At 60.9% G+C, this 19,169-nt stretch carries 19 protein-coding genes and 3 pseudogenes; 7 read left to right on the forward strand and 15 right to left on the reverse strand.

Going from position 1 to position 19,169, the window contains the following annotated elements; genetic code table 11:
• Nucleotides 1-27 precede the first annotated feature (27 nt).
• From R4P64_RS32855 to R4P64_RS32890, 8 genes are read right to left on the reverse strand one after another with little or no spacing between them, the layout of a single operon-like run.
• On the reverse strand, nucleotides 28-1,554 hold the full coding sequence (locus tag R4P64_RS32855; protein WP_317824336.1) for a class I adenylate-forming enzyme family protein: 1,527 nt from the start codon (nucleotides 1,552-1,554) through the stop codon (nucleotides 28-30).
• On the reverse strand, nucleotides 1,539-2,975 hold the full coding sequence (locus tag R4P64_RS32860; protein ID WP_317824337.1) for an amidohydrolase family protein: 1,437 nt from the start codon (nucleotides 2,973-2,975) through the stop codon (nucleotides 1,539-1,541). The genes R4P64_RS32855 and R4P64_RS32860 overlap by 16 nt, the downstream gene beginning before the upstream one ends.
• Entirely contained in the window at nucleotides 2,972-3,778 is an 807-nt protein-coding gene (locus R4P64_RS32865) for an SDR family NAD(P)-dependent oxidoreductase (RefSeq protein ID WP_317824338.1), read from the reverse strand. The genes R4P64_RS32860 and R4P64_RS32865 overlap by 4 nt, the downstream gene beginning before the upstream one ends.
• Nucleotides 3,775-4,029, reverse strand: coding sequence for a hypothetical protein (locus R4P64_RS32870; protein WP_317824339.1), 255 nt, complete (start codon nucleotides 4,027-4,029; stop codon nucleotides 3,775-3,777). Before R4P64_RS32870 ends, R4P64_RS32865 begins: the two co-directional genes overlap by 4 nt.
• A gap of 40 nt (nucleotides 4,030-4,069) precedes the next feature.
• Complete coding sequence (locus R4P64_RS32875; protein ID WP_317824341.1) at nucleotides 4,070-5,140, reverse strand: class I SAM-dependent methyltransferase; 1,071 nt, start codon at nucleotides 5,138-5,140, stop codon at nucleotides 4,070-4,072.
• A 36-nt stretch (nucleotides 5,141-5,176) separates the two neighbouring features.
• Nucleotides 5,177-6,076 carry an ABC transporter permease gene (locus tag R4P64_RS32880; RefSeq protein WP_317824342.1) on the reverse strand — a complete coding sequence of 300 codons (900 nt, stop codon included), beginning with the start codon at nucleotides 6,074-6,076 and terminating at the stop codon, nucleotides 5,177-5,179.
• Between the two features lie 12 nt (nucleotides 6,077-6,088).
• The gene (locus tag R4P64_RS32885; RefSeq protein WP_317824343.1) at nucleotides 6,089-6,901 is read right to left on the reverse strand and encodes an ABC transporter ATP-binding protein; all 813 of its coding nucleotides are present in this window, start codon (nucleotides 6,899-6,901) and stop codon (nucleotides 6,089-6,091) included.
• Nucleotides 6,898-8,070, reverse strand: coding sequence for an ABC transporter substrate-binding protein (locus R4P64_RS32890; protein WP_317824344.1), 1,173 nt, complete (start codon nucleotides 8,068-8,070; stop codon nucleotides 6,898-6,900). The genes R4P64_RS32885 and R4P64_RS32890 overlap by 4 nt, the downstream gene beginning before the upstream one ends.
• 358 nt (nucleotides 8,071-8,428) lie before the next feature.
• Here R4P64_RS32890 and R4P64_RS32895 point away from each other — a divergent pair, with 358 nt between their 5' ends.
• The 4 genes and pseudogenes from R4P64_RS32895 (at nucleotide 8,429) to R4P64_RS32910 (ending at nucleotide 12,109) form a co-directional block, all read left to right on the forward strand.
• Nucleotides 8,429-9,859 carry a RidA family protein gene (locus tag R4P64_RS32895; RefSeq protein ID WP_317824346.1) on the forward strand — a complete coding sequence of 477 codons (1,431 nt, stop codon included), beginning with the start codon at nucleotides 8,429-8,431 and terminating at the stop codon, nucleotides 9,857-9,859.
• A gap of 134 nt (nucleotides 9,860-9,993) precedes the next feature.
• Complete coding sequence (locus R4P64_RS32900) at nucleotides 9,994-10,770, forward strand: IclR family transcriptional regulator (protein ID WP_317824348.1); 777 nt, start codon at nucleotides 9,994-9,996, stop codon at nucleotides 10,768-10,770.
• Between the two features lie 17 nt (nucleotides 10,771-10,787).
• Nucleotides 10,788-11,345: pseudogene (locus R4P64_RS32905) on the forward strand (hypothetical protein); the annotation flags it as partial.
• 507 nt (nucleotides 11,346-11,852) lie between these two features.
• Nucleotides 11,853-12,109: pseudogene (locus tag R4P64_RS32910) on the forward strand (MerR family transcriptional regulator).
• Between the two features lie 43 nt (nucleotides 12,110-12,152).
• Here the strand turns inward: R4P64_RS32910 and R4P64_RS32915 are convergent.
• Nucleotides 12,153-12,443 carry a hypothetical protein gene (locus R4P64_RS32915; RefSeq protein ID WP_411742754.1) on the reverse strand — a complete coding sequence of 97 codons (291 nt, stop codon included), beginning with the start codon at nucleotides 12,441-12,443 and terminating at the stop codon, nucleotides 12,153-12,155.
• A 1,181-nt stretch (nucleotides 12,444-13,624) separates the two neighbouring features.
• Between R4P64_RS32915 and R4P64_RS32920 the strand changes: the two genes are divergently transcribed.
• Together R4P64_RS32920 and R4P64_RS32925 are read left to right on the forward strand one after the other, a co-directional pair.
• Complete coding sequence (locus R4P64_RS32920) at nucleotides 13,625-13,771, forward strand: hypothetical protein (protein ID WP_317824350.1); 147 nt, start codon at nucleotides 13,625-13,627, stop codon at nucleotides 13,769-13,771.
• Nucleotides 13,768-14,169 carry an ATP-binding protein gene (locus R4P64_RS32925; RefSeq protein WP_317824352.1) on the forward strand — a complete coding sequence of 134 codons (402 nt, stop codon included), beginning with the start codon at nucleotides 13,768-13,770 and terminating at the stop codon, nucleotides 14,167-14,169. Before R4P64_RS32920 ends, R4P64_RS32925 begins: the two co-directional genes overlap by 4 nt.
• 350 nt (nucleotides 14,170-14,519) lie before the next feature.
• Here R4P64_RS32925 and R4P64_RS32930 read toward each other — a convergent pair whose 3' ends face one another.
• From R4P64_RS32930 to R4P64_RS32955, 6 genes are all read right to left on the reverse strand, one after another.
• On the reverse strand, nucleotides 14,520-14,648 hold the full coding sequence (locus R4P64_RS32930) for a hypothetical protein (protein WP_317824354.1): 129 nt from the start codon (nucleotides 14,646-14,648) through the stop codon (nucleotides 14,520-14,522).
• The gene (locus tag R4P64_RS32935; RefSeq protein ID WP_317824356.1) at nucleotides 14,645-14,800 is read right to left on the reverse strand and encodes a hypothetical protein; all 156 of its coding nucleotides are present in this window, start codon (nucleotides 14,798-14,800) and stop codon (nucleotides 14,645-14,647) included. Before R4P64_RS32935 ends, R4P64_RS32930 begins: the two co-directional genes overlap by 4 nt.
• A 174-nt stretch (nucleotides 14,801-14,974) precedes the next feature.
• Nucleotides 14,975-15,418 (reverse strand): SRPBCC domain-containing protein, encoded by a 444-nt coding sequence (locus tag R4P64_RS32940; protein WP_317824358.1) that lies wholly within the window; start codon nucleotides 15,416-15,418, stop codon nucleotides 14,975-14,977.
• 47 nt (nucleotides 15,419-15,465) lie between these two features.
• On the reverse strand, nucleotides 15,466-15,819 hold the full coding sequence (locus R4P64_RS32945) for a metalloregulator ArsR/SmtB family transcription factor (protein ID WP_317824360.1): 354 nt from the start codon (nucleotides 15,817-15,819) through the stop codon (nucleotides 15,466-15,468).
• Nucleotides 15,816-16,277: an SRPBCC domain-containing protein gene (locus R4P64_RS32950; protein WP_317824362.1), complete on the reverse strand. Its 462-nt coding sequence runs from the start codon at nucleotides 16,275-16,277 to the stop codon at nucleotides 15,816-15,818. The genes R4P64_RS32945 and R4P64_RS32950 overlap by 4 nt, the downstream gene beginning before the upstream one ends.
• A 146-nt stretch (nucleotides 16,278-16,423) precedes the next feature.
• Nucleotides 16,424-17,272 carry a type II CAAX endopeptidase family protein gene (locus R4P64_RS32955; RefSeq protein ID WP_317824364.1) on the reverse strand — a complete coding sequence of 283 codons (849 nt, stop codon included), beginning with the start codon at nucleotides 17,270-17,272 and terminating at the stop codon, nucleotides 16,424-16,426.
• A gap of 483 nt (nucleotides 17,273-17,755) precedes the next feature.
• Here R4P64_RS32955 and R4P64_RS32960 point away from each other — a divergent pair.
• A pseudogene (locus tag R4P64_RS32960) lies at nucleotides 17,756-18,350 on the forward strand (IS6 family transposase).
• The last annotated feature ends 819 nt before the right edge of the window (nucleotides 18,351-19,169 follow it).

A 19,169-nucleotide genomic window follows, 5' to 3' on the forward strand; every position in this document is an offset into this window, starting at 1 on the left:
GTGCGCTGTTCACGGGGCTGCCTCGGTTCACCTGAGCGTTCCCCTGTACAGCGCTGCTTCCAGAATCTCGCACGCAGTACGCCGGTCCGTCTTGCCGCCGAAATTGCGGGGGAGCGAGTCGACCCGCAGCACGACTGCCGATGCGACGGTGCCGAGCGCAGTACGGATCTGCTCCTCTGCCGGATGATCGGTGTCGGCGATGTACAGGTAGCCGACTGCGTGGCAGTCGGCTGTGTCCGAGCGACCCGTAGCGACGAGGACTCCTTCTTTGACACCAGGCACTGCGGCAGCGGCAGCTTCGAGTTCGCCCGCTATCACCCACCGCCCGTCCACGCGAAATGCGTCCTTCCAACGGCCGACGATTTCGAGCCGACCGGCGACGTCGAACCGGCCGACGTCGCCGGTATCGAGCCAACCTGCGTCAACGCCATCAACGCTACCAATGTCCTCGCTCGGCTCGGTTCCGAAGGTGAGGTAGCGAGGAGAGACGGTGTTCCCACGCACTCGTACTCTGCCCCAACCGTCGGTGTTATCTGGTTCGGTGGAGTCATTGCTGGTGTCGGTGACATCGATCTGCACCAGTGGGCCGGGGATGCCCACGCAGAAGGGGCCTGCTAGCGCGCGGATCGCGGAGGTGGACACCGCGACCGATCCGGCTTCTGTCAGCCCGTAGATGTTGAGGACGTCTCCGTGGCCTGCCATCAAGGCGTCCAAGCGGGCCAGTACGGCAGGGGTGGCGGTTCCGCCGGTGGCGATCGCCAACCGGAGGCCACGATCGAGAAGTGCTGGCGCTTTCCCGGATTCGAGCATCTGACGCCAGTCATGTGATTGCAGCGGAAGGATGGAGACTCCGTCGACCGTCAACGCGTCGATAGCTTCCGGCGACACAGTGTCGAGTGCAAGTACCGTGCCAGCCATGAGAATCGTGCATCGGAACGCGCCGATCGCGACGTTCGTATTGGACGGTGCGGCGGCGACCCAACTGTCTCCGGGGCGCACGCCCATTGCGAGGCAGCGGTTGACCGCGTCGTACCAATCCGCGCCGACAGTCTTCACTAGTCCCTTGGGGATGCCGGTGCTGCCGGTGGAGAACTGGATCGACGAGATCGCGTCGTCCGCGCGCTCGGGAACCCACGAGGTCGGGGCGGTGCTGTCGATCGAGGCGTAGAGAGTCTCGGGATCGTCGACGCGCCACAGTTGGGCAGTGCTAGCTGAGGTTTCGACATCCCACTCCGGCCCGAGGAATGCCTCCCGTACATCGAGATCGGCGAGGACGGCTGGCAGGTGTTGGCCTAGTCCACGGCCGAGAACCACTGGCACCAGACCCGCAGCCTGCGCAGCGAGATAGAGTTCGAGCGCAATGGTGCCGTGATAGATGCCGATCGCGACGTGCGCTCCGGGTTCGAGACCGCGTTCGCGGAAACCGGCGACCAAGCGCGTCAGGCGCTGAGAAAGCTGACTCCAGTTAAGGGTTCGGCCGCTCGCCGAAACCAGGGCACGGCCGTGTGGAGCGCGGACTGCGTTAACCGCGAGCGAGCTCAACAGGTCAGGCATGTCGGTACCCCTCGAACTGGGCGACCAACCGCTGATGGGAGAGCCTCCGCAATGAGACCCTCACGGACGGCGTGCTCCCAGATGCCGGCGAGTGCGTCTTGCGCGGCGCGGCGCACAGAATCGAGATCAGCTCCGGTGAATCGGCCGTGCTGCATGATGATTCGTCCACCGATCATGGAGAAAGCCACGTCGCGGCCATTGCCGTAGTACACCAGTGTCTGCAGCGGATCGAAGACCGGCCCGGTCACGGGACCGGACAGGTCGATGGCGATGAGGTCGGCTGTTGCTCCGACCTGTATGGAACCGAGATCACTGCGGCCCAGTGATTTTGCAGCTCCGGAGGTTGCGACACGCACTGTCTCGAATGCGGTGGGGCGATCGGTTGCGGCGGTACCGATCTTGCCCAGGATCGCCGCAAACTTGAGTTCTTCCACCATGTCGCACGAGAACCCATCGGTGCCCAAGCCGACGGTGATGCCTGCATCCCGGAATCGGACGGACGGAGAGATCATCGCCTCCTTGGCCTTGCGGGAAGCGCAGTGCACCAACGTCATACCGGAATCGGCTGCAAGCTCGAGATCGGCGTCGGGGAGGTAGGTACCGTGGGCGGCGAGCAGTCGATGGTTTGTCAGGCCCATGCGATCGAGGACCCGCAGTGGCGTCAATCCGTATCGTCGATTCGTCTCGGACAATTCGCTAGGAGCCTGACACAGGTGCGTTGTTACCAGGCAGTCGAACTCGTCTGCGAGCTTCGCAACCGACTCGAGTACTGTCGGTTCGACGGCGTGGACGGCGGCGGGGCCGAGCAGGACCGAAATTCTGCCATCTCGACCGTTCCACTGCGCGAATAGTTTTCGCATGTCGGCGAGTTCGTCGATCTGGCTATCGAGAGCAGCAAGGTCGCGGCGATGCGCGTGCCCGTCCTGAAGCCGGCCGAGTCGATGTGTGACGTTCAGCGGGACGGTCGGGCCTGCAAACGTTCGCACACCGGACTTGAGTGCGATGTCGAAATATCCCTCCGCATCAGTGGAGGCATGGTTGACCACGGTGGTGGTGCCGGTGCGCATCATCGCCAGCAGATCCCACTGGACAACGGACCGATACTGATCACGCAACTCATCGCTGTACGCGTGCTTCCATAATTGTGAAAGCGGCACGTAGAAAGGCATTCCCGCTGGAATGGAGTAATCCTCCGAGATAGCGCGAGCAATCGGGCCAGCACCGACGTGGGTGTGCAGGTTCGCCAGGCCGGGCATCAGGAGATGCCTGGGTAGCTGGATGCGTATCGCGTCGGCTACTGTCTCGTCAGCGGAGACTATTGCCGTGATTTTCTCGTCCTCGACGACGACGGCGCATCCGGTTCGAACGACACCGTCGCCGGTGAGGACCCATTCCGGGATCAGTACGGTCCGCGAGGTCACAGTGATTGACCGCCGTCCACGTACAACGTGTGACCCAGCAGCATTGCGTTGCGTGAGCTCAGCAGGAACGCTGTGGGCAGCAACAGTTCTGCCGGGGCGAGGATCCGGCCGGCGGGAATCCCGGCGATGACCCCGGCTGCGAACTCGGGGTCGTCGAAGAGTTCGGCGTTGACGTCGGTGAGAGTCGCGGTCGGGGCGATTGCATTGACACGGATCCCGCTACCGGCCCATTCGCTGGCCAGCGTCTCGGTGAGCATCGACACGGCAGCCTTACTCGCGTTGTAGGGAGCCCACAGGTCGAACCCGCGTTTGGCGAAGCTCGAGCTCGTGAGGACCATCGATCCACCGTCCGACATCGCCCGCGCTGCTGCTCGAGCCGTGTTGAAGACGCCGACGACGTTGGTGTCCATGACGGAGCGGAACGCGTCTTCGGCCATGTCGATCGCTGGCTCGACGGCCGCGATGCCCGCATTGGCGACGGCGCAGTGCAATGCGCCGAACCGCTCGACGGTGGTGGCTACCGCCGCATCGATCTGTGAGCCGTCGGTGACGTCCGCGACGACACCGATGATCGAAAGACCTGCGGCGTCAGCTTCGATCTCGAGTTCGGTGAGTAGCTCGGTGCGGCGCCCGACTGCCGCGACGTTCATGCCCATTCGGGCCAGCCCGAGAGCGAGGGTGCGTCCGATGCCGGACCCGGCTCCGGTGATCAGTACAGTTTTTCCGGTCAGGTCGAGAATGGTTCCGAGCGAATGGAGTTCGGCATCGGCAATGAGCGAAGCGGGAGTCGCGGTGGTGGTCATCGGGCCACCGCCAGGGGTGCGCCGAGGACCTTGTGGATCACGCGCTGACGCTCACGGCGCAGACGCGCGTCAAGCGCCTCGGCGGGTTCATGCAGATCGACGTCGTCCACGGTGACGACGTCGGCGTCCTCGAGTACCTGCTCGAGAGTCATCACCCGGTCGCGCAGGATCCACAGTTCCTCGGTGAGAGCGGTGACCATACGCGCGAGTTCGTCGTTCGTCGCGTTCTGAAGGTAAGACGGGCTGGACATACTGGAAGTCCCTCTCTAGGAATGGTTCTCGGACGAATGTTCAGGCGCCGGTAGGTTTGACACCGCGGGTGACCCACGGATAGTTGCCCGGTCCGACGCCGTAGTCCTCGACGTCGACGAAACCGGCGTCCCGCAGCAATTGTGCGCGGTCCTGCAGGAGCGCACCCCGCCAGAACGGCTCGTCGCGGTTTTCGGTCTCCCAGTCCAGGACCACGCACCGGAACAGCGAATCCTGGTAGCGGTACGGGGCGACGTCGGCGATGAGGATTTCCCCACCGGGCTTGGTGACGCGGAACGATTCGGTGAGGATGTCCTTGGCGGCGGGAACCGGCACCTCGTGCAGCAGGATGAACGCAGTCGTCAGGTCGAACGTGTTGTCCTCGTACGGGGTCGCCTCGCAGGCGGCTTGGCGCAGGTCCCACTCGTAGCCGTTGCGGGCGGCGATCAGCTTGGCGTGTTCGAGTTCGGTGCGGCCGAGTTCGACACCGGAAATCTTTGCCTCCGGGTAGGCGCGCTGGATGGCGGCGGCGTAGCGGCCGGTGCCGATTCCCAGTTCCAGGATCCGGTCGTAGTGATCGGCGCGGCCCTGCTGGGCGGCGGTGTAGCGCTGATCGGCGAACGACTCACCGGGCTTTACCGCTCCGATACCGCCGGTGGCGAACAACAAGTCGTACACGTAATCGTGGATCATGAACCCCATACGCGCGTGACCTTCCCAGCCACCGGGCGCGAGGTGGAACTCGGTCTCGCTCCAGTACTTCGGGGGCACGATGGTGGGATCGAGCACGATATCGCCGCCCTTGTCGGCGTTCGCGGAGTACTCGGCTTCGACGATGTCGGTGCCGTCGTCGTAGGCCTCGCGGGCGGCGACGAACTGGCGTTCACCGGAGAATCGGGTGTAGAAGCGGTCCCAGGTGTAGTTCTGTGACTGTTCGAGTAGGGCCGCGGCTGCGCGGATGCGCTGCTGCTCGCCCTCCGGAAGATCTATGCCGTCGAGTAAGGCCTCGAGGTCCTGTTCAGCTTTGGCCTGGAGTTCCTTGCCGCTCCACGCGGCGAGGTCGGCGAGGAAGTTGAAGTTGGCGCGGCCGCGTTGTTTGAGTCCTGTCGCCACTGGCTCAGGCCTTCCTTTCGAAGAGTGATTTCGGCATTAATTTCCCGGATTCTGATTCCAGCGAAGTAGGTATCGAGAGCCCATCTTGACGGAGGCATAGAGAAGCATGCCCATCACCGAGAGCACTACGACGGTGGCGAACATGCCGCCCATGTCGACGCGTGCGTTGTACATCTGCAGCAGCGTTCCCAGTCCGACGACGGTTCCCGAACCGAGGATCTCGGCGACAACTGCAGCTGTGAGTGCGAGTACGAAGCTCACTTCGAACGAGGCGAGGAGGAACGGTAGTGCTGCATAGATACGCACCCGTCGTAGCGTGTCCCATCGGCTTGCTCGGTAGGCGCGCATGAGGTCGAGTTGGTCCTTGCCCACGCTGTTGAGGCCGGTGTACATGTTCACCAGAATTGGGAAGAACACCATGACGACAACAAGCACGACCTTCGACGTCATACCGAATCCGAACCAGATCAACAACAGTGGGGCAACCGCAATCTTGGGCATTGCTTGAAATGCAACGATGTAGGGATTGACGAGTCTGTGCAGGACGGGAACTTCGGTGAGCAGGACGGCCAAGCCAATTCCCAGTGCCGCACCGATGACAAAGCCCAATAGTGTTTCCTGCAGCGTCACCCACCCTGCCTCGAAGACGATCCCCGAACGGATGAGCCCGATCAACGAATCCCACACGGGTAATGGACCAGGAAGAACCTGAGGACTGATCGAGAAGATCGAAACGATTGCCTGCCACACGGCGATTGCAGCGGCAACCTGGAGGATCAGTAATCCCAGCTTGCGGCCGATGAGTAATGCGACATTTGCGGGGGTGAGTTTGTCGTCGTCAGTACTGTCAACGGGCGGAGCCGGCGTTGCGGCGTCGTCGGGGGAGGATGTGGTGCCGAGTCCTGAAACCACGGTATCCACGGAAGGTGCACTCATCGGAGCCCTTTCTCAATGACCGATCAGGGACCGGATGTGGCTGGTCAGTTCGATGTATCGGGGTAGCGTGCGTGTGCTCTCGTTGCGGTCGCGAGGCAGACCGACCTCGAGATCGCTGACTATGCGACCTGGCCGGGGCGACATGGTGATCACTCTGTCCGACAGGTAGACCGCTTCGGAGATGTCGTGGGTGATGAATACGACTGTCGCTCCGGTCATCTCCCAGATACGGAGCAACTCGTCGTTCATGTGTTCACGTGTGAGTGCGTCCAGTGCGCCGAAGGGTTCGTCCATGAGGATAATCGGGGGGTTGTTGATCAATGACCGGGCGATGGCGACGCGCTGCTGCATGCCGCCTGAGAGTTCGGTCGGGTACTTCTCGTCCAGACCGGTGAGCTTGACCATGTCGAGTAGTTCCCGACAACGCTGGTCGATGTCGGATTTGGACAGCGTGCGATTGAGCATTGCGGGCATTTTCACGTTTTGCGCGACTGTGTACCAAGGCAGTAGAACTGCCTGCTGGAAGGCGATCCCGATCTTGGGGCTGGGACCGTTGACGACGGCGTCGCCGATAAGAATTCGTCCCTGGGTTGGAGTGGACAACCCGGCGATCAATCGCATTAGTGTGGACTTGCCGCAGCCACTGGGGCCGAGGACGGAGACGAAACTTCCTGCCTCGATTGTCATTGAGGAGTCCGCCAATGCGTGGATGGATCCGCCGTCGCGGGTTTTGAAAACCTTGGTGACGGATTCGACGGTAATGCTCGCGCCGCGCTCTGCGCTGCGCTCGGCGGCAACTGCACTCGAGGTGCCGGCGGCGGTCACTGAGCATCCGCCTGCTCGATGATCGGTGCTCGATCGAAATCGTTGGCGGCTTCGTTGAATTCGTTGGTGAAGAAGAGATTCGGGTCGAGATCTTTGGTTACCAGGCCGGCGTCGATGTTGTACTGCACCTGCGACTTCCAGCGTTCTTCAGTTTGCTTACCCCACTGCTGATCCGCCGGTGCGGTGCCGATGTCCATCAGTTTCATTGTGGATTCTAGTACCGCCATGGTCTGATCCTGGGACTTTTGCTTGTCCTCGCCAGGTAGGGGACCACGTGCCGGGAACTCGTCCCAGAAGAGTTCGATTGCCTGCGTCGGATTCTCGGACAGGAATACAGACGATTTTGCCAGTGCCCGACTGACTCCCTCGATGATCTCCGGGTTCTCGTCGATGTAGGAATCGAGAGCACCCATACCCATGCCGTAATAATCTGTCTGCCAAGATGGTTCGGGAAGAACACTCATTTCGTACCCCGAGTTGCGGTACGCAGCCCACAGTCCGGGCCAGCCCACGAAGGCATCGATCTGGCCGCTCTTGAGTGCCTCCATCGAGGTCCCGCCGTATCCAGTGGCAATGAACTGCACCCCGTCTGTGGGAATGCCGGCATCCTTGAGTCTCGCCGTGACGTACGCCTTGAGTGAATCCGTCAGAGCCGGCAAGCCGATTACGGCGCCTGCGAGGTCCTTGTCGGAGGTTACGTCCCCGCCGGGGAGAGAGACGATTTCGTACGTTGATCGGGGAATCAGGTTGTAGAACATCTTGATCGGAAGGCGTTCCTTTTCCGCTGCCACGACCAAGCTGTCCGGCGTCTGCAGGGTTATATCGGCAGCCTTGCCGATCAACGCCTGTTGGGTGGTGGTCTGCCCGCCCGTCGTGGTTACGGTCGCGTCGATGCATTCCTCTGCGAAATACCCGAGTTGGTTGGCGAGCAACGCATATGGCGAGTACGAGATATCCATGTCGGACGTGCCCATCATGATGGTCACGGGGGTGGCGGACTCGCATTCTGCGGCTGCAGCGGCGGCTGCGGCGGTTGTGCTTCCGCTGTCGGGCGAGCAGCCTGAAACTACCGCGACGGACAGTGCGGCGGCAACGACCGCAACGCCGGCACGGCGATGGCGGGTGATGGTGGAGCGGGTATCGATGGTCCGCGAGATCGATGACTGCATGGGGTCTCCGAGGCTGGAAGCGTGGGCAGGGATGTGCGGGCCTGCCGGTCCCGACTGTGTACCGCTGAGCGGAACGTAGTAGATCTAGCGACTTGTTGTGGTTCCGATGCTAGGCGGTAGATTGTTTCGATCAACGTGGCCGATGTTAATAACGTGTTTACAGAACATCTTTCACCGCAGCTTTGGTGGCAGTAGCTGTGGCGATGAGTGCAATCGCCTGAAAGGTCAGTGTTCCGCTGAGAGGGACAATAGTGGATTGTGGGGTTCGTTCCGTCCTGAGTTGACTGGATCCTGCGGCCATGATCGACTGTCGTTGCCGACGGGTCAGGTCACCGTCCCACCTCGACCATTTCCGGTCATGACATCCCCGCTACTCGGTACCGACACCATTTCTGTGTGCTCGGACCTCGGACAGAAAGCGATCGATATGTCTGCACGTCGTGCCGTTCACAACATCCCCGGGGCAGATTTCCCCGACTGGTATCCCAGCAGTTCCGTTGTCACTGCCGGACCATTCGCCTTCACTGCTTCCATGTCCGGAACCGACTGGGCTACAGGCGAACTTGCGTCCGCTGCCGCACCCGACTCAGGTTTGCCGCTGTCGACGGGACATCCTGTCAAACTGCAGGTGCGGGAAACATATCGGAAGCTCGATGCCGCATTGACTGCTGTCGGGTCATCCCTCGACGCCGGTGTATCCATCAATCAGTGGCAGCCCAGCTATCACGGCGACGTATCGCGCCACGAGCAGATGCGGGATCCGTACGATCTGTTCTGGGAGGACTGGCGGCGCGTTTCGCACCCGTACATCCAGACCCGCGACGAGTTCCTGCTCAGCGATCGCCCCGCCAGCTGCTTGCTTCCGGTCGACCGACTGGTAGCCGCCGACACCGACATCGAAGTCCAACTCGTGTCGCTCCTTGCCGATTCCGGGATCACGAAGACCGCCTACGCGCACGATGTCCACAATCCGCTCGGCGGCTACTCGGTCGGCGTCGAGGCGGGCCCCTGGGTATTCAGTGCAGGGTTCATCGCCACCGACTTCGAAAATGGACTACATCCGAAAGCACGTGTGCCTGCGCATATCTGGTATGGAAATCAGGTAGCGCAGGAGACCGAGGAGACACTGCGACAGATCCGGATCACAATGGAGGCCGCCGGCGCGCACTGGAAAGACGTCGTCAAAGTAGTGCTGTACCTGACACCTGAGGGCATGCGGAACCTGCCAGCCGTCGACGAGGTCTGGAGCAAGCACTGGCCCACTGAACCACCGGCCCGCGCCGTGGTGCCGTGCTCCGGCATCGGAGGAGTCAAGGGCGGCAACGTCGAGATCTATGTGGTGGTGGCACGTCCAGACCAGGGTGGTGACCGTCAGGTCATCCACACCCCGAATGCACTCGATGCGCTAGGTCACAGTGTGCAAGCAGTGCGATCGGGTCCACTTCTCTTCCTCTCCACCCAACTCGGTCGAAGCCCGAGCGGAGCCAGCGACTACTCGGCCTCGAGCCGCCGCGGCATGCCACATTCCCGACGCCACATCGCCGACCAGGTGCACCGGATACACGACGGCGTGGCCGCGATCTGCGAGGCGGCAGGTACGTCGATCGAGAATGCCGTCAAGGTCGACGCCTTCCTCTCCGACTTGTCCGACCTACCCGCATTCTTCGAGGCGTGGCGTGACCCGTTTGCCGACGGACTGCCGGCCAGCGGATTCTTCGAGACCCCGCCTGGTTGTCAGGAGGTGCCGGGCTGCGATCTGACGGTCGATCTCGTAGTAGCGATGCCGTGACGCACACATAGTTTCGGAATCGTCTCCGGCGGAACATTACTGGTCCAGCTGGAGACGATTTTGTGCTTCGCTGATGTCGACGACTCAGCAGGACGATTCCTGGTCAAATTCTCGACGAAGGATGTATTTCTCCCATGAAGGCACAGCACCCGGGCACGGAGTCCGCCGCCCGGGTATCCGATGTACTCCTTGCGTTTCTCGAGGAATCTCCACTCGGCGTCACAGCCTTAGCACGTAAGCTCGGTATCTCGAAATCGGTGGTTCACCGGATCCTGCAGACTCTCGTCGACCACGGAGGGCTATTGGTCCACGACCCGGTCACCCGCACCTACCGACTGGGCCAAGTCGCGGCAGCACTCGGCGCCCGCGTCATTCAGGATTGCCCCCTGCAGGACACTGCGGTGCCTTACATGCATCGGCTATACGAGCTGAGTGGGGAGACCGTGGCCTTGAGCGTTCTCGCCGGCCTCGAGTGGATCAACGTGACACAGATTGAAAGCACGCAACCGGTGCGGATGCGAGTCGAGATCGGACGACGCTCACCGCTGTATGTCGGGAGTACCGGGCTCACGCTACTTGCATTCGTCAGTCCGGAGGACAGGGAACATGTGTTGTCCGGTGACATGCGGCCACATACCGCGGTCACCATCACTGATCGGCATGAGCTCGCTTGTATCACCGAAGTCATTGCCGAACGTGGTTTCGGGCACTCGGTGGTCGACCGGATCGAAGGAGCTGCTGCCGTGTCTGCGCCGGTCTTCGGCCCTTACGGTCGGCTGCTGGGCGCGCTCAGTGTGCTCGGGCCGACGCCACGTCTGACCCGGGAACGCCGTCTGGAACTCGGACCGACGGTATCGAGGGCTGCAGCCGAGCTGTCGTCGGATCTCGAAGCTAGATGGTTGATTCCTTGAATCGCGTCGACGAGAAAGAACGCACCCTGCGCCGGTGGGCCCAACAGGGCCGCATCCCGCACGCGGACGTCGCCTAGCGGGCACAACGCCGCGCGGCGATCGAGCGCCTCGGCGGAATCAGTGCAGTAGCGAAGAAGATCGGCCGCTCTCCATCCGCTGTCTCCCGGTACAGGTCAGGTCAGACGAATGAGCTGCGCGCCGATGCGAAGAAGAAACTCAAGAAAGTCAAAGCAGACGACATCATGACCCGTGCCGGCGTCCTGCGCCCGGACGGTACCCCCAAGAAAGCAACCATCCGAGTCAAGGGCGGTGTCTCGGTGCGCAACGGATCGGAAGAGGGATACGACTACCGAGTTCGCACATTGGATTTCGCGAACTCGGATGTACCGTTCACGGCAGAGGAATCGCGCGAACTCGCCGCTGCCCTCGCCAACGACGACAACGCACGTGTGGTGGCATTGCTCGAGCGGCATGCCACCATGGACTATCCCGAGAACAAGGGATTCGACCGGTACAGCAACGATTTCGGCTTCCACTTCGACTCGATCGAATCCGTCCACATCGACTGGAATTAGCACCCGGCGTTGATTGTTTTCGGGCACGCACCGGGCGTAGCGGCAGGGTGGACGTCACCGGCCGTGGAGCCAACCCCCGAGCGAGAATGCCCGTCGGTGGATCTTTCTTCCTCTGGTCGGGTTGGACCTGACTTTTGAAGGACTGAGTTCGTAGCTGGTTCTACACCCGACCTGCTGGTGATACCGCCGTCGACTGCGTCCCGATCGCGCCTCTCGTCGTGTCGAATACCGGCACAGCTGATGTGTCGGGACGCCTGCCCTGCGACTGGAGCGATCCTCTACGACATTCGGGACCAGGGACGACGGCAGGCGCATCCGACTGGCGTGCGCGAAAAGGCCAATGAGAGAAGCACGATCGCCAGCAGTACGAAGACCGGCGCCTGATCGGATTCTTCGTGTAGTTGAAATGTCAAGCTTGGTAGTGTGGTCGGACAAACAAATTTCTAGAGGGGTGTTGTGTCGGAGTCGCAATCGCGTGCGCTGCGTGGGGTGTACGGCATCTCGGTGATGTCGGAGCTGTCCGGGGTCGGTCCGCAGACGTTGCGTCTGTACGAACGGCGCGGGTTGTTGACGCCGTCACGTACCGAGGCGGGACCCGCCGGTACCGCGAAGTGGATTTAGCGACGTTGGGCCGTATTACCGCGTTGATCGCCGATGGGGTCAATCTCGTCGGAATTCGAACGATTCTCTCGTTGGAAGCGGAGAACGCGATTTTGGCCGCCCGGCTTGCTCAGGCGAGTGAAACAGCAGACGGACATATGTGATTCGATGCTTTGACATCTGCTGGTGTGGGTGTGCCGGTGTGTCCTATGGCACCGAAGTCGGCGTCCGCACAATGTTGTTGGCGTCGGTGTCGAGATGTGCGAAGGCGCTGATGAGCCCGGAGGCTGCAGCCTCGCCGAGTAGTGCGTCCGGCACTTCCGCGATAGTGGTGTGAAAGATACGAGCCGTCCAGGAGTCGCTGGTGTCGGGTTCGTCGGAGAGTCCTCGGGTGGTGTTGGTGGCGACCAGGTAGCGGTTGTATTCGAGGTCGACGCGGATGGCGTAGTTGCCGACAAGATTGACGACGTTGGCCGGGCGTTGGGTGACGGTAGCCAAGGCGATCAGCGCGTCGTTGCATGTCTGAGAGTATCTCGTCGTCAGAGCATCGCTGTCCTACCTTCGGGCGTGAATGTTGAACTGCTACAACGGGTCAGGGCAGTCCATTGCCGCGCCTCGACGAAGACTGACATTGATCCTAACCCGGTGATCCGGATTGCACCCTGCGGCGAAACCCCGGATCTCAGCTGTACCGCGCAGTAATTTTTGAAATTTTTCCGATGCCTTGAAACTCATTCGCCGTTCGAACTGGATCTCATGGCGTGTCGGGGTCTGTTGTTCGTGGTGGCCGGCCGTAGTGAACTCACGCAAAGCGGTGGGTATGTGATGTGGCTGGGGCAGGTGCGGTCCGCAACATGCCCACTGCCGCGGCGATGAAAGCGCCCCGGTGCGCCGATCTGTATCCTGTCTGTGCCGTCTCGGAGACCATGTCAGTGGACCAAACTTCTTTTACCGTAACGTTTTTTACGGTGTCCAAATTGTGGTGGCCCGCTGTAGCGCAGGTGAGTGTTAACTACAGCGGGCCTTACGTATCACTACCTCGGGGGTGCGGTGATACGTACAGGAAACTGTAACCGATCACGGTGACCGACTTGCCTCAAATTTCGAAGCTGGGATCCGAGCTCTGTGTCCCGCCACCGATCTGGGGGATGTCACGGCGGCGGGACGACTCGATCATGCGACTGACTCAGCAGTCGCGGGAGCGAAAACCCATATATGGCACCCAGTCGGAGGCCAGTCTTCGGCAGGTAACAGTTACTTGAGTGTTGATTTACTTTGGTTGGAAGGCTGATCTTTCCGGTTGGTTGGACGCTGGTTGCTTAGCCCGCATGTTTGTTCTGCTGTGACCTGCGGTGATGACGGCCCCAGGGTGGCGTGCTCGTCGACTGGTTGCCGGAAAATCAGGGTCGCCGTGCGGTGCAGGGTGAGGGAGGGTTGAACGCTCGTTGCAGGTCAGTGTGAGGGTCACTTTGCCAACGATCTTGAAGGTTGTTGTGTTGCAGATATTTTGCGATCCCAATGGACTTGTCCTGTCTCATGACCTGGATCGGCATTCAGGCTTTCTCATTATTTTCCGCGCTTTTCGATCCGTTCTCGGTGTGGCTACGAATGCATCGTAAAAGTATCGATGTTGTGTGCCGGGAGCGTCGGCGTACACATCCTCCGAAAGGTGTATGTCCATGTCGGCTGGCGATGAGAGTCACTTCGTGAATGCGTCGCCGTTACTGGTCGGGACTGGCGCCTTGATCATCGCGAGCGAGCACCGAGAGTCCGAACGCCTCACCCCTTGCTGGATCCACCTGCGCATCGTCATGGAGAAGAAATGATTATCGACGAGTCACTGTCCGTTTCGGCTTCCCCTGACCAACTCGGTGTTGTCCGCGCTCATGTGCGGACTGTCGCCGCAGACCACGCCTTTGCGGCAGACGATCTGGCTGATCTTGTTCTCGCTGTCGACGAAGCTGCCGGCATCCTCCTCGATCACAGCGTTCCTTGCAGTGCCCTCACCTGTGTAGTCGCGGTCGAGGACCCTGGTGTGCGCGTGAACCTCGGTGCCGTCACGACTGACCCGATCAACCCGGATATGACGTTCTTCGGATGGTTCGTTCTCCGCACTTTGGTCGACTCAGTTACCGTCGCCGTCAAACACGTTCGGGCCCTAGGGGAAAAGGAAAGCTGGGCAGTGACGATTACCTTGAAGAAAGCGCCGCACACACAGCGATGACCCGCGTGTAGAGGGGTACCGACGCTGGTTCGCGCACGTGCCGATCAGGCGGTACCGCCGGTGATCGATTCACGAAGCGAAGCTGGACACGCTTCCGTTCGCCCCGTCGTCATACTGGCCAGGGATCTTGTGCGCCACAATATGTCTCGGGCATGTCTGACGGATCCCAGTGCCCGTAGTTCCGAGAATTACGTGCAATGATCGGCGGGCGTCGAATGTCGATCTTGGTCTCAATCGGTCTTCGACACTTCTGCGAAGGATGCGTATCCCCAGTTCGTTCTGAGGTCGAGGTGTCGAGAACTTGCGTCGAATACCCTGCAGTCTTTGCGCTTTCGGCAGGAGGGGTTCTTTCAGGCGGCCCACCAGACGACGATGATCGCGGAGAGGATGCAGCCGAGAACGACGGCAGTTTCTGCTGCCATATCGAGTAATTCGGGCCCGCGTTTTCGTCGGTGGGTGCGTGGTGTGAGTGGGGTCATGGCGTAGGGGAGGGGCGGATTGTGGCTTTGAGCCGGGTGAGGCGTTCTTCGAGGGCGCCGGTGATGGCGAGGAGTCCGAGGAGGGTGGGTTCGGTGATGTCGCGGCCTTGATCGGCATGTGCGAGCAAGGTTGAGCGTAGGAGCCCACACATGACGGCGTCGTCGCTGATGGGTAGTTGCGTGTGATCGTCTGGTGGTGGCGTGGTTTCCGGTTTCGGCGGCGCTCCGCCGCCGAAATCGGTGTTGGGCGTTCCCGACTGCCTTGCTGTCGGATACGCCGCTTGCCTGCGAGTGACCTCGGATCCCCTTCCTCTTTGATCGGAACGTCAGTTCCAGTTGTCGATCTTGACGTCGTGGGGATCCGGAGCGCCTTTGCCGGTTTCGATCAGCGACTTCAGGCTCATCAGAAAGACCGCCCACTTGGTGCTGCAGTGGTGCATGAATTCCACGGGCTCCTTCCAACCGTGGTGATTGAAGAGAACGATGGTGTGGTCGTCGACTTGATCGAGGTCCCAGACCACCTGTGTGCCGATCCATTCTTCGGGTCCGTCGACCACCTCCCAGAGCACGCGCCTGCCCGGGTCAAGGTCGAGGACCTTCATGTCGAATCCGCCGGCCCCGAAACGGAATTGGAGCGCGCCGCCGAGCTCGTTGCCGTTACCTTGCGTGTTGGTCGTCCACCAGCCGGCAAGCCCCTCGGCAGTGGTCAAGGCCGCATAGACCTCCGCTACCGACGACTTGATACCGACCCTGTGCAGGATGTCCACCATTTTCGGTACGTCCTTTCAGTGTTGGTTCTCGGATGACTTTCATGAATTCACTGCCCCATGCCGGGCCGGTCTTTCGTGCGCTGAATGGTCTCGGCGATCCGCTTGATACGCCGGAGCCTGGCGTCCCATGCTGCCCCCACCGAGGACAGCTGCGCGACCGCGCGAGCAAGTTGCGCCTCGTCCACCCGGTACCTGCGCTCTCGCCCGGCAGGGGTTGCGTGCACTAAGCCGACACGGTCGAGCACACCGAGATGTTTCGCGATGGCCTGCCGTGTCACAGGCAGCTGCTCACTGAGGCTGGTGGCCGTGCCATTTCCATCCGCCAGGAGCAGGTCGAGCATCCGCCGACGAGTCGGATCCCCGATCGCGGACCACAGGTCGTCGTCGACGGCGGTGGTCATTGGGTCGCCACCAGCCGCGCGAGGTACTCCCCGAGTCGGGGAACGAAGGTGTCCCAACCGATGCTGTGCTCGTGGTATTGCTCCTCCAACTTCGCAGCCTCCCAGCCCATCTCGCGAAAACCCGTCTCGATGAGCCGAATCTTGGTGCCCGTGCCCGACGGGGTGAGTTCGAAGGTGACCAGCATCGAGTTGGCGGCGTCGTTGACCTTGCCGTCTGGGTAGCACCATCGGAAGGAGAACAATCGAGGCGGCTCAGCGCTCACCACGGTGATCGGGACGACCTCCGCCCGCTCGCCCCAGACCAGTTCACCGACCGCGCCGGGAGTGGCTTCGACCTCGGCATCGTCGGTCCACCATTGCGAGATGTGCTCCGGGCTGCTGACGACCTCGAAGGCCACCTCGGGCGAGGCGTCGACGTAGATCTCTCGTTCGATGCTGCCGTACTCCATGCTCTTCATTCATCCTCCATGTGCAATGTTTGGTTGCACATGACGCTAGCCTGTCGTACGCCGTCATGCAACCATTGGTTGCTCATTGGTGGTTTCGAGTAGACGGTGAGACAAGGGAAATCATCAGCAGCCGCATGTAGATCCGAGTGAGCCATTCAGCATCGAAAATTATCGGAATCTCGACAGGTCCCGTCGAGGGATAGCTTGGGATCGATCGAACAGGAAACAGCGCTCTCACGTGGCGCCGAGTCTGTAACGCCGCGAAACTTCCTGACCGCCAGGATCGCCGTGGCGCAGCATGCCGCGGCGACTGCCATCAATGTCCAAAGCAGCGGCTCTCGGCCGCCGGCGTCGCTGAACGTCAACAGTCCCAGGTTGGCGACGGCGTGGAACAGAGTGGCGATGAGCAGGTTCCCACTGCGGAACGGGTCAAGAAGGACCGCTAACAGTACCGACATGGTAATTGTTGACAGTAAGAAGCCGCTCGCATACGCGGGTCCGGCCGCGAAGACCTGCACGTGCCACACTCCCCACACTGTGCCGACCAGCATGCCGGTGACCAGTACGGAATATCTGCTGCGCAGGTAGGGCTGCAGAAAGCCGCGCCATCCGACCTCTTCACCACAGGCGCCGACACACTGCGCGAGGACGAGCAGCCCGATCGGTTCCGACTCGACGTGTATCGCGGCGACGCTTACGTTGCCTCCGAGTGCGACCAACACCACTGCGGGAAAAGCCAAGATAACCAGCACCGAAGCGGCGGCAGTAAGGGTGGGAGCCGCGGCGGGCCGCCACAGGCTCACCTCGAACGGCGCAACCCATCTACCCCTCCACGCAAAAAGAACCACCGCCACAGCGACAGCGGGTGCGAACTGCACCAATTCGAGCAGTTCTGGATTGGGGCCGGTCGCAGACTGGGCGGCGACGAGGATACCGCTGGCCACAAACGCGACGAGTACGTACACCGTTGTCGGCACCCACATCCGGGGCGGGCGTGAAGTCATGCAACAGAGCCTCGCTCGAACGTCGGCGCGAGCGCATCAACCCACGGTATTGCCCGTTCCTCATACCCAGGGACCGCCACACCCGGAGCCCATTGGCACCAGCGTGGACAGTTATCTGCGAATTGTCCGACCATCGTGCTCGGCGGGTCTGTTTCTCGATAACGGTGTTTCGACCCGTTTCCATCAGTAAGTTTCCGACCTGGGCCAGTGATCGACGAGCAAGATCGCCGAAGCACTCGGTGTCCGCCGAGCATCCGTTTACAGGCACCTCAACTCGCCTGATGGTCACCCCCGTGTCAAATAATTCCGTGAAACCTGCCAAATGGCACTGTCACGTTGTTGAACGCGGAAAACTGGGAGAATGTGGCGTGACAACCTCGATGCCGTTGTACAAAGGTCACCGCTACCCGCGGCGAGATCATCTACCACTGCGTGTGGTTGTACGTTCGGTTCCCACTCAGTTTCTGTGAGGTCGAGGAACTCATGCTCGACCGCGGTGTCGTGGTGAGCTACGAGACGATCGGGCGGTGGTGCGCCAAATTCGGGCAGGCCTACGCCAACGAGCTCCGCCGCCGATGCCCGGAACCCGGTGACAAGTGGCACCTCGACGAGGTGTTCATTCGGATCAATGGTCGGCAACATTATTTGTGGCGTGCTGTCGATCAGGACGGCAACGTTCTCGATGCTGGTTCAGTCACGCCGAAACGCGTTGGCAGCCAAGAAGTTCTTCCGGCGTCTACTCAAAGGTTTGGAGTATGTTCCGCGGATGATCGTCACCGACAAGCTGGGCAGCTACCAGGTGGCGCACCGGGAACTGCTGGGATCGGTCGAGCATCGCCAGTCGAAGTATTTGAATAATCGCGCCGAGAACTCGCACCAAGCGACCCGACAACGCGAACGTGCAATGAAACGCTTCACCTCACCTGGGCACGCGCAACGGTTCCTGTCCGCGTTCAGCGGCATCTCGCCACATTTCCGGCCGCGCCGACACCTGCTGACCGCCGCCGAATGGCGTACCGAGATGGCCGACCGATCCGCGGTTTGGCGGGAGATCATCGCGACCGATGTCCCCGCCTGAAAGTGAACGGCCAGGCGGTGTGCCGTAGCAACCTGTCCCAAACTATATGTGCTGCTATATTTTTCGATTAAAGTGACGGTGCCTGCTGCACTGAAGTACCTTGGACTTGATGAGGGCAATTCATAACTCAGTGTTGTAAGCCTCTATTAGGGTCATCATTCGCTCCCATGTAACGGCTTGTCCGTAAACGCATCCTACCATCGGCGCAAAAGTCCATTCATCGTCGACAATCTGCTTTTCCAGAATGCATTTGACTGCCCGGGCGTGAATCAGGCTGCAGATCGGCCTACTGGCTGTCTCTCGCACTGGACGGTGTTCGGCAGGTGCAGACTGCGCTCGTAGTTCGCGCCTACAAGTCTGCAGGCGTGCTGATATGACTACTTTCGGTAGCGCTGAGAGGTGTGAAACTGAGTGCCTGTCATCGTCTTTGGTTGTGTCAGTTACAGAAAAGGCACAGGAGGCTTGACGGTCGGCCGTGACATGCGACGCCACTTCGTTCTCTGCTTGTGGGGGACATGTCGACGGCAGGTGAAAACTGATCAAGGTACGACACCTTGGGTTCTAGTCAACGTCGCAACACCGACGGATTCTGTAACTCTAGTAGAGCCGTGAACAACTCTGTCGGACAACGGTCTTGGAGGAAGACCCTGGGACGGCTGTTGAGTTCGTTCTCAACGGCCAGCAGATGCTCCGGCGAATGGATGGTGAGATCTGTTCCCTTCGGGAAATAGTCACGCAACAGTGGAGTGGACCCCAAAAGTTGGACTCTTAATGGAACCTTATGCGATGGCGGGTGTTTGGGCGCGGTACTCGTCGGGG

Source organism: Rhodococcus sp. IEGM 1366, assembly GCF_033142425.1.
GTDB lineage: Bacteria > Actinomycetota > Actinomycetes > Mycobacteriales > Mycobacteriaceae > Rhodococcus_F > Rhodococcus_F globerula.